General features: G+C 48.9%; 7 protein-coding genes. 5 read left to right on the plus strand and 2 right to left on the minus strand.

Annotated elements, in window-relative coordinates:
- Positions 1-5 precede the first annotated feature (5 nt).
- Positions 6-1,322, plus strand: a complete 1,317-nt coding sequence (locus ASC49_RS11520) for a Na+/H+ antiporter NhaC family protein (protein WP_055463401.1) — start codon at positions 6-8, stop codon at positions 1,320-1,322.
- A gap of 73 nt (positions 1,323-1,395) precedes the next feature.
- Here ASC49_RS11520 and nhaC read toward each other — a convergent pair whose 3' ends face one another.
- A complete protein-coding gene (nhaC, locus tag ASC49_RS11525) occupies positions 1,396-2,907 on the minus strand; it encodes a Na+/H+ antiporter NhaC (RefSeq protein WP_055463402.1) in 1,512 nt (503 codons plus the stop codon).
- A 639-nt stretch (positions 2,908-3,546) separates the two neighbouring features.
- Between nhaC and ASC49_RS11530 the strand changes: the two genes are divergently transcribed.
- The 4 genes from ASC49_RS11530 to rarD all read left to right on the plus strand — a co-directional run bounded on the left by ASC49_RS11530 (position 3,547) and on the right by rarD (position 8,393).
- On the plus strand, positions 3,547-4,287 hold the full coding sequence (locus ASC49_RS11530) for a response regulator (protein ID WP_055463403.1): 741 nt from the start codon (positions 3,547-3,549) through the stop codon (positions 4,285-4,287).
- Positions 4,275-5,096: a substrate-binding periplasmic protein gene (locus ASC49_RS11535; protein ID WP_055463404.1), complete on the plus strand. Its 822-nt coding sequence runs from the start codon at positions 4,275-4,277 to the stop codon at positions 5,094-5,096. Before ASC49_RS11530 ends, ASC49_RS11535 begins: the two co-directional genes overlap by 13 nt.
- Entirely contained in the window at positions 5,093-7,417 is a 2,325-nt protein-coding gene (locus tag ASC49_RS11540) for an ATP-binding protein (protein WP_055463405.1), read from the plus strand. Before ASC49_RS11535 ends, ASC49_RS11540 begins: the two co-directional genes overlap by 4 nt.
- A gap of 76 nt (positions 7,418-7,493) precedes the next feature.
- Positions 7,494-8,393 (plus strand): EamA family transporter RarD, encoded by a 900-nt coding sequence (gene rarD, locus ASC49_RS11545; protein WP_342667534.1) that lies wholly within the window; start codon positions 7,494-7,496, stop codon positions 8,391-8,393.
- 53 nt (positions 8,394-8,446) lie between these two features.
- On the opposite strand, the gene ASC49_RS11550 is transcribed toward rarD, so the two are convergent.
- Positions 8,447-9,583, minus strand: a 1,137-nt coding sequence (locus ASC49_RS11550; protein WP_072242098.1) for a midas domain-containing protein, incomplete at its 5' end; no start/stop codon positions are given.

Genomic DNA, 9,583 nt, shown 5'->3' on the forward strand with positions numbered 1-9,583 from the left:
TTATTATGAATAAACCTACCCCTGTGGCGCTGCTGCCACTCGTGCTATTTTTAACTCTTTTTGTGGGCAGTGGCCTTTGGTATCAAAGCCAAGGTGTCGACTTTGCCTTTTATCAAATCCAAGCGCCGGTAGCGATCTTGCCAGCCCTAGTGTTGGCGATTTTATTAGGGCGTGGTGTCTTAAATGCTCGCATTGAAACCTTTATGAAAGGGGTCGGCGATCCAACCATTATTACTATGGTTTTGATCTATCTTTTAGCGGGTGCGTTTGCCAGCGTAGCGAAAGCCATTGGCGGTGTTGATGCGACGGTAAACTTTGGTCTGAGCATTATCCCGCCGAGCTTTATTCTGCCTGGTATCTTTGTGATCACCGCTTTTGTCGCAACCTCGATGGGAACCTCGATGGGCACCATCGCTGCGATTGCCCCGATTGCCATTGGTGTCGCTGAAACCACAGATCTGCCCATGCTAACAACCGTTGGCGCCGTAGTCGGTGGGGCGATGTTTGGCGATAACCTGTCAATTATCTCTGATACGACCATTGCGGCGACGCGTACGCAGGGCTGCGATATGCGCGACAAGTTTCGCATGAACTTTAAGATTGCTTTACCTGCGGCGTTATTAGTACTTGTTTGGTTGTTCTTCCAAGGTTCACAGGCTCATGTGGGTGATCTTGCTGATTACAACATCTGGTTGGTGTTGCCGTATTTGGCCGTGTTGGTTTTGGCTGTTGTGGGTGTGAATGTATTGCTGGTGTTGTTTGCCGGCATTGTGATTGCCGGAGTTATTGGTTTAGTCAGCATGGGGAATTACAGCGTCGCAGGCCTGTCCCAAGACATCTATGCAGGCTTTACAGGCATGCAAGAAATTATGATCTTGTCGCTACTGATCGGCGGATTGGGTGGCTTGATGAAGTCTCAAGGCGGCCTTGCTTGGATCGTGCAAACGATCGAATCCATCAGTCGTCGTTTTGGTGCTCAGGACGGTTCTCGTAAAGCCGGTGAGCTGAGTATCAGTGCCTCGGTAGCGATCACCAATTTATGTACCGCCAACAATACAGTGGCGATCCTAATTAATGGCTCTGTGGCGAAAGACATCGCCACCCGATATGGCGTGGATCCACGTCGCAGTGCCAGCTTATTGGATATCTTTTCGTGTGTTATCCAAGGTTTGATCCCTTACGGGGCGCAAATCTTACTGGCTTCTTCCCTAGCTGGCATTTCACCTTTAGAGCTGATCTCACATGTACAGTACAGCTGGATTCTCGCGTTGGTGGCTTTGCTGTCGATTGCGCTAAACTGGCCGAAAGTGAAGCCGGTTTAAGGGCGTTGCTAGCGTCCCTAGAAACCAAAAAAAATCCCCGCATAATGCGGGGGTTTTTTGGTTTTAGACGCGATTATTTCATGGCGTAGGCTTCACCGGCGGTGTAAGAGTTAGCTTCACCAGCGTCATCAAATGTTGTGATGGTTTCGCCTTGTCTCTTCCATTCCTCTTGCTCTTCAGCAGTGGCTTTTGGTGAGAACAAACCTAGTTGTGCGTAGCACAGACCCAATACTGGCGAGATCCAACATGCAAACGCCAATGGAATGTATAGAAGGTTTTCAAAGTTACCATCACCGATGCTTAGGCCTAGGGCAGTGATGACAAAAGCACCACCTGCGTTCCAAGGAATCAAAGGAGAGATCAATGTGCCGCCTTCTTCTGTCGCGCGTGACAAATTCAGTGTTGAGTACTTCATGCCACGGTAAACAGGAGCGTACATACGGCCTGGCAGCGCGATCGACAAGTACGGGTCGCCAGCGACAAGGTTCGTCGCTACTGATGTAAAGGTAGCCGAGGTTTGTAGGCCACGGAAGGTACGTACTTTGGACATAATAGCGCTAATGATGGCTTCTAGACAGCCTGTCTTCTCAAGCGCACCACCGAAAGCCAACGCGATCAGAATCATCGAAATGGTCCACATCATTGACTGTACACCGCCACGGTTTAGTAGGCTGTTAATCTCAGCCGATGCGGTTTCGATTGAGTAACCACTGTTGGCAAACGTCAACACTTCGTACAGGCTAGCGCCTTGAACAAACATGGCGGTAACTGCACCAGCTACCACACCAGCAAAAAGCGATGGCAGTGGCGGCATACGCATAATCGCAAGCACAATGACGATTAGAGCAGGCAGCAGCAACCAAGCTGAGATATCGAAGTTAGCCTGAAGGGCAGAAGTGATGGACGTAATACGATCAAATGAGGCGCTGCCATCACCGATCAGAGTAAAGCCTGCAACAAGGTAAATCACCAATGCGATCAGCATAGAAGGGATGGTGGTAGGCATCATGTTCTTAATGTGAGAGAACAAATCGGTACCAGTGACCGCTGGGGCAAGGTTTGTGGTATCTGAAAGAGGCGACACCTTGTCACCAAAGAACGCACCAGAGACAACCGCACCAGCCGTCCAATACATGGGAATATCAAAGCCTGCGCCAATCCCCATCAATGCAAGACCAACCGTACCGACCGTACCCCAAGATGTACCAAGAGAAACCGATACCACCGAACAGAGGATCATGGCTGCCGCTAGGAAAATCTGCGGTGAAAGGATAGTTAGGCCGTAATAAATCAGCGTTGGGACGGTACCACTGGCGATCCAAACGCCGACAATCATGCCCACAAGAATCAAAATAGCGATGGAAGGAAGACCTACGAAAACAACATGCAACATGCCTTTCTCAATGTCTTTCCATTTAAAGCCCAGCTTAATGCCGACAAGGCCAGTAATCGCCACTCCAATGGCTAATGGAATGTGTGGCGTGAAGTCGCCGAAATAGAAAATCTGAATGCCCAGAATGATTAGCGTCAGTACGACGGGAATCAATGCCAGACCAAAGCTCGGTGTTTGCACCTTATTCGCCATAAATCCTACCTGTTCCTTACCTTGTTATTGGGGGTTGAACTGTTCGATAAACAGCTCGACGCATTTTTGTAAGGTCAAGTTTTAACAACTCGGAGCCAGTATTTCTCAAACAGGTCGTAATACTTTGTATGAACAATGTGACGCGAAAAAGTCCATATCAGAGGGATTTATGGGCCTAGAAAGGCGCTTGGCAAAGATATTTGCCTTGGGCATAGAGTGAACTGAACCGTACAGATTCAAGCGAATAGTTGACGGACTTTGCACCAAAATGAGCCTTCTGTCCCCCTGATTTAAGCGCTTGGAAAATCAAGTGTCTGCTTTGTAAGAGCCGACTGGGCTGGTGTGCACCAATATGAAGCAAAAGTTAACGGGTGTGATTGCTGGTGAGGCGTGAGAGGTAATAGATTGCGCAGTCACTGAGAACGCATTTTTACGCTTCGATGTGCTCCATTGATCTGCTTTCTACATGTGTGGGTGGTGTGTTTACAACTCGGCTTCATGTTTACATCTTGTTCACAAATGGCGCTGATTGTGACGCTTATCTTTTAGCACCTGAGTTGTTATAGTCCTATTTCATCACAGCCGCATGACGGCATTATGACCAACGCTTCTTTTCTATTGTGAAACAGTAATCAGACCATGCTGACATCGGAAATCAAAATTCTAGTAGTGGACGACTCAAGCGTCACTCGTGAAACATTACAAAGCTACTTTGCCGCGGAAGGCTACAGCGCCGAAGGGGTGGAAACGGCCGAAGCGGCGGAGAAGCGTCTTGCTGAAGATAAGTTTGATTTGGTGCTGCTGGACATTCGTTTGCCCGGTAAAGATGGCCTAACACTGACCCGAGAACTGCGCTCTCGCTCCGAGATCGGCATTATTCTGGTGACAGGCAAACAAGATGAAATAGATCGCATTATTGGCCTCGAATGTGGTGCGGATGAATACGTAAGTAAGCCGTTTAATCCTCGCGAAATTCTCGCTCGAGGTAAAAACCTCATCCGCCGAGTACAGGCCCAGCGTGCTCTTGATAAACCTAGCGATGAGATCGTGGTGCGTAATTTAGGGCCTTGGCAACTGGACACATCGCGTCGTGTACTGCTGAAGTCCGACCGCTCGGTTACGCAGCTAACCGAAGGCGAGTTCCAGTTATTGCTGACGCTGATGGAAAACGAAGGGACGCCATTGACCCGTGATCAGCTAATGGATCGTATTAAAAACCGCACATGGAACGCTACCGACCGTACCATTGACGTATTGATTGGCCGAATTCGCCGCAAATTAGCGGAAGATCCTAACTGCCCTCAAATGATCATCACCGTTCATGGTGTTGGCTATTTATTTAGTCAGTCCTCAACCGAAGATGAACCATGCGCGCCGTAATCCTCGCGCTAAGTCTTTTGTTATCAAATGCTGCGATTTGGGCGGCTGAATCACAGAGTCCAGCGCCCCAAGCCACCCATTTAACGGTGCGACTGTGTGGCACAACTGCTTACCCACCGAACTCTTGGATTGCCCCTAGTGGACGCGTAGAGGGTGTCAATGCAATGGTGGTACGCACCTTGATGACCAGATTTGGCATTACGGTGGATGATCAGCAAAACAGTAACTGGCAGCGCTGTTTAAAGGAAATAGAGTTGGGCAATGTGGATGTGCTGACTGGGTTTCGTAACGAGCAACGTGCTCAGTATATGGCTTATCTCGATACGCCGATTGTTAAAGAAGACATCAACTTATTTTACCCTGCGAACCAGCCAGTCGAATTTCAAGGGTGGGAAAGTCTCACTGGGCTTCGGGTCGGCGTGTTGATGGGGGACAGTTTTGGTGATCGCGCGGACGCGGCTTTGAATCAATATTTGAGTCTTGAGTGGGTATCGAGTCAACACCAAAATTTATTAAAGCTCGCGGATAATCGTTTAGATGTGGTGCCGATGGGCAGGCTTTCTGGGCAATTACAAATCGATGCCCTAGGGTTAACCGAAAAGATTGGTTCAACGGCGACGGATGTGAGCGATTATTGGTATGTGGGCATCTCTAAAAAATCCCCGCTAATGCAGTGGTATCCCGAATTAAATCGAGCGTTGGCTGAGCTCTTATCCGATGCCACGTTTGTCTCTGAGGGGGTTCGCCAACAACGTGCCCTCTATCTACAAACCATGGCTCGAATGCCTCTGCGTCAGGGGCTTCCATGAGTCAGTCGTCTTGGTTTCATAAAATGATCGGCTATAAGCAAGCCCATCCGCTGGCTTATCGAATCTTTATCCAGCTGATTACCCTAAGTCTATTATTGGCGCTGGTGTCAACCAGCATACAGGTCTACAACGAATACCGCCGTGAGCGGGTGGCATTACAACAGCAAACGGATTTTATTACCTCCTCTCATATAGAGGGGATTCGCAAAGGCCTATGGGACTTGGATCGTGAGCAATTATTGCTACAGCTTAAAGGCATTATGAACTTCTCCAACGTCAATGCCGTTATGCTTCACGCGGTAGATTGGGGAGAAGACATCGTGGTGGGCGATGCGCCTGAAAATCTGGCGCAAGCCTACGGTACGACCTTTGATATTTATTACATTGATCGAACCGGTCATCAGACAGATCGTCTATTGGGCGAGCTGACGGTGTATCACGATATGGCCGCTATCCAGTCGCGTTTATTGCGCTCAGCCCTTGAGATTGCCTTATTTCAGAGTGGCTTAGTGCTGATTAATGGTCTGTTATTGCTGCTCATTGTGCATTTTATGGTGACTCGCCATCTGGAATATATGTCTCGCTATGCTCGGCGCATCGGAGCGGGGAATCTAAAACAACAGCTCATCTTGCCTTATAAGAAAAAAACGTCCACCGACGATGAATTGGACTCCGTCGTCAATGCTCTGAATGACATGCGTGAAGCAATTCTGGAAGACATCAAACAGAAAGATCAAATTGAAGCAGAGTTACGCTATCACCGTGATCAGTTGCAAGAGCAAGTTGCCCGTCGAACACAGCGATTACAAGATGCCAAAGAAGCCGCGGAGCAGGCCAACCTAGCAAAAAGCCAATTCTTAGCGACCATGAGTCATGAGATTAAAACGCCACTGAATGGCATTTTAGGAACGGTCGAACTGTTGCAGCGACATAATCCTGATTCCGCCGCACAGGATAAGCTGAATGCCATTTATCAATCCGGTGATGCGTTACTAGAGATATTAAATGGCTTGCTGGATTATGCCCGCCTAGAAGAAGGCATGTATCGCCCCGAAATCAGCACCTTTTCGATCCGTGAATTGGTCGACGCAACCTGTCTTTTGTTTGCCGCCCAAGCGCAAGCGCAACAAAGTGACATCAAGGTACAGATCAGTGATGCATTAGCAGAGCGTTATTACGGTGGTGCAGGCGCACTGCGTCAGATTCTGTCGAACTTAGTCTCGAATGCCATCAAGTTCACCCAAGCGGGCACCATCACGATTAGTGTTATGCCGGCAAACGACCCAGATCACAGCGATGGCGTGTTTTTCGAAGTAGAAGACACGGGCATTGGTATTCCGGAACACTACCAAACGCAAATCTTTGAACGTTTTAGCCAAGCAGATGACAGCATCACCCGCCGTTTTGGTGGAACCGGTCTTGGGCTTGCGATTACCGCGCAATTAGTGAGCGTGTTGCAAGGTGAGATCGGCGTGTCCAGCGAGGAGGGGCGCGGCAGTTTGTTTTGGTTCTATGTGCCGCTCAAAGCCGATTTAGGTGAGCCAGAAGTCCTTTCTCATGATCAAACAAGCTTGCCTGCCTTGCCGCCAATGAACATCTTGCTAGTGGAAGACACTCCCATTAATCAGGCGGTAACCACAGAGATCCTGATGCAGGACGGGCATCAGGTGACCTTGGCGCAAGAAGGCGCTGAAGCGCTGAATGCGGTGCAAAGGCAGCGCTTTGATCTGATATTAATGGATATTCATTTGCCAAACATGAGTGGCTTAGACGTGGCGCGACGCATCCGAGCAACGCCGGGTTATAACCAAATGACGCCCATCGTTGCGCTCACGGCGGATGTGCAGCCTAGTAAGGTCCAGCAATGTCACGAAGCAGGCATCAAAGCCGTGTTGCCGAAGCCGTTTAAGCAAGATCGGCTGCATCAGGTATTACGCTCCCATGTCACCGAGCCGATGGCAGTCGATCCGTCGAAAGAGGTTTCAGCGCTCTTGGATATGGAGCTGATTCAGTCGCATCGCTCAGCCTTAGGGGGGCAACGATTGGCAACACTTGTGACTCACCTGCAGTCTTCCATGGCATTAGGCTTAAGTGAGCTTAAGCAAATGCAACGTGAACAAGATGACTATGAGATGGCAGAAATTGCGCACCGTTTGGCGGGGGATGCTGACGCTCTAGGGGCGGTGCAATTGTCTTGTTTGCTGCGTACCTTGGAAGCCGGTGCGCGGGACAACGACGTGGACCTCATACAAGAAACAATGGCGCAATTAACACTGTGTATTGAACAAACCATAGCGGAACTGAAACAGGCGCAAGACTAAAGGCTATAGGCCCCAGCGCAAGGTAAGAAGTTCTATTTCTGCTGCTTTTTAACAAGATCAAGAGAGAATAAGAATAATGTCAACTATGGATTCGGCGACGAAGTCGGGCATTCTTTATGGTGTCTCGGCCTATTTACTGTGGGCGTTTGCCCCTCTGTATTTCAAAACCATTGATCATGTTCCTGCGCTAGATATTCTTTCGCATCGGATTCTATGGTCTTTTGTGATCGTTGTTGTGTTGCTGCTTGTGCTTGGCAAATGGCGCGATCTTAAGGCAGCGTTGAGCAAGCGTGTGCTACTTGCCATGTTGGTATCTGCTTTGTTGATCGCCTTGAACTGGGGCACCTATATTTATGCGGTGAACAGTCACCAATTACTGAGTGCCAGTTTGGGGTATTACATCAATCCACTGGTGAGTATCGTCTTAGGCATGATCTTTTTTAAAGATCGTTTAGATCGACCGAAACAACTAGCTGCTTGGTTGTGTTTATTGGCTGTGGTGTTTGAAGTGGTGCAGTTTGGTCGCCTGCCTTGGATTGCACTGACATTGGCGTTAAGTTTCGGCTTATACGGTCTTGTTCGTAAGAAAATTGCAGTCGACAGCTTCACTGGAATGACCTTAGAGACCGCTATATTACTGCCTTATGCATTGCTTCAACTGCATTGGTTTGGCACGGATATTGGTTTTATGCAGGAGGGGGAATGGACATCAAGCCTGTTATTGATGGCGGCAGGTCCGGTGACCATGGTGCCATTAATGTGCTTTGCGGCGGCAGCCAATCGCGTCAGCTTGGTAACATTAGGCTTTTTCCAGTACATCGGCCCAAGTTCGATGTTTGTGCTGGCGGTGTTTCTTTATGACGAACCCTTTAGCAGCGCTAAACTGGTGACCTTTGGTCTAATTTGGATGGCTTTGGTTATCTTGGTGATCAGCTCTATTAAGCAACTGCGTCGACAGCGCAACTTGATCACGTAAAAAAGCCAACTCCGAAGAGTTGGCTTGGTGAAGAATCTATTCGCAGGGGAGTCTTAAGCGATAAAGTCTTCAGGCATTTGCTGTTGTACACCAACTAGGTAGTCGCCAGTCGCTTCAGCATTCGCATCGGCAACACCGATAAAGTAAGTGCCAGACTCTTCTGCGGTGAACGATAGAACGCCGTCCTCATCTTCGCTGCTTAGGGCCAGAGCAAGTTCGCCTTCGGCATCGTAAATGGCTAGGTTTCCGCCTTCTAATGTCTCACTTTCGAGCGATACATCGTAAGTAGAGCCCGCAGCGAAGGAAGTAGCGAACCAATCCTCATCACCTGCGAAGTCCAATGAACTCTCTGCGGTATTGCTAACGGCTAGGAAACTAGTGGTTAGAATGTCCGCTGATAGGTCATTTTCGTCCAGCTCTGGCAGCTCAATCACAATGGCATCTTCATCTGCTTCAACGACTGTGTCTTCTGTAGCAACGATCTCATCTGTCGTTTCAACATTGTCTTCAGCGGAAGTTTCTTCGCTTACTTGCGCTTCAGAATCTTCATCAGCTGTCGCTTCTTCATTCACATCGACGTCAGCACTGTCTTCAATGACAGTGTCTTCGCCAGTTTCCGCCACTAGCGTATCGTCTGTCGTTGTTTCATCTTCGGCGGCGGCTTCATCGTTTACTTCAGGCTCACCTTCAGCAACGGTTTCTTCTGTAGGCTCGGCATCTGTGTTGTCTTCCGTTACCACCTCTGCAGCGTCTTGATTGGTTGTATCGTCTTCTGTTTCCGTGGACTCTTCAGTCTCGGTGTTCTCATCTACGATCACATCCGCTGCATCTTGGTTTGTTGAATCATCTTCACTAGTAGGATCAGACTCTTCTGCTTCCGATGCTGTTTCTTCTGGCTCAGCATTTTCTTCAGTATCTGTTGTTTCATCAACCACTACGTCCGAGCCTTCTTCGACTTCGGTATTGTCGTCAGAATCCGAGCCCTCACCAGCGATCACTTCCGAACCATCTTGGTTGCTCGTATTGTCTTCTTCAACATCAGACTCTTCTTCTGTCGCCGGAGCCTCTTCTTCCGTGTCAGACGTGTCTTCGGTGTCAGATTCTTCACCTGAAATGACTTCTGAGCCATCTTGGTTAGTCGAGTCATCTTCGGCTTCAGTGTCGTCGCCAGTGTCTACGTCAGAACCGTC

The sequence above is a fragment of the Marinomonas fungiae genome, from assembly GCF_001418205.1.
GTDB lineage: Bacteria > Pseudomonadota > Gammaproteobacteria > Pseudomonadales > Marinomonadaceae > Marinomonas > Marinomonas fungiae.

What these genes read in the sequence shown, in the direction of transcription:
- rarD (WP_342667534.1), top strand. Translation starts at nt 7,494, where the DNA reads ATGTCAACTATGGATTCGGCGACGAAGTCGGGCATTCTTTATGGTGTC.
- ASC49_RS11535 (WP_055463404.1), top strand. Translation starts at nt 4,275, where the DNA reads ATGCGCGCCGTAATCCTCGCGCTAAGTCTTTTGTTATCAAATGCTGCG.
- ASC49_RS11520 (WP_055463401.1), top strand. Translation starts at nt 6, where the DNA reads ATGAATAAACCTACCCCTGTGGCGCTGCTGCCACTCGTGCTATTTTTA.
- ASC49_RS11530 (WP_055463403.1), top strand. Translation starts at nt 3,547, where the DNA reads ATGCTGACATCGGAAATCAAAATTCTAGTAGTGGACGACTCAAGCGTC.
- ASC49_RS11540 (WP_055463405.1), top strand. Translation starts at nt 5,093, where the DNA reads ATGAGTCAGTCGTCTTGGTTTCATAAAATGATCGGCTATAAGCAAGCC.
- nhaC (WP_055463402.1), bottom strand. Translation starts at nt 2,907, where the DNA reads ATGGCGAATAAGGTGCAAACACCGAGCTTTGGTCTGGCATTGATTCCC.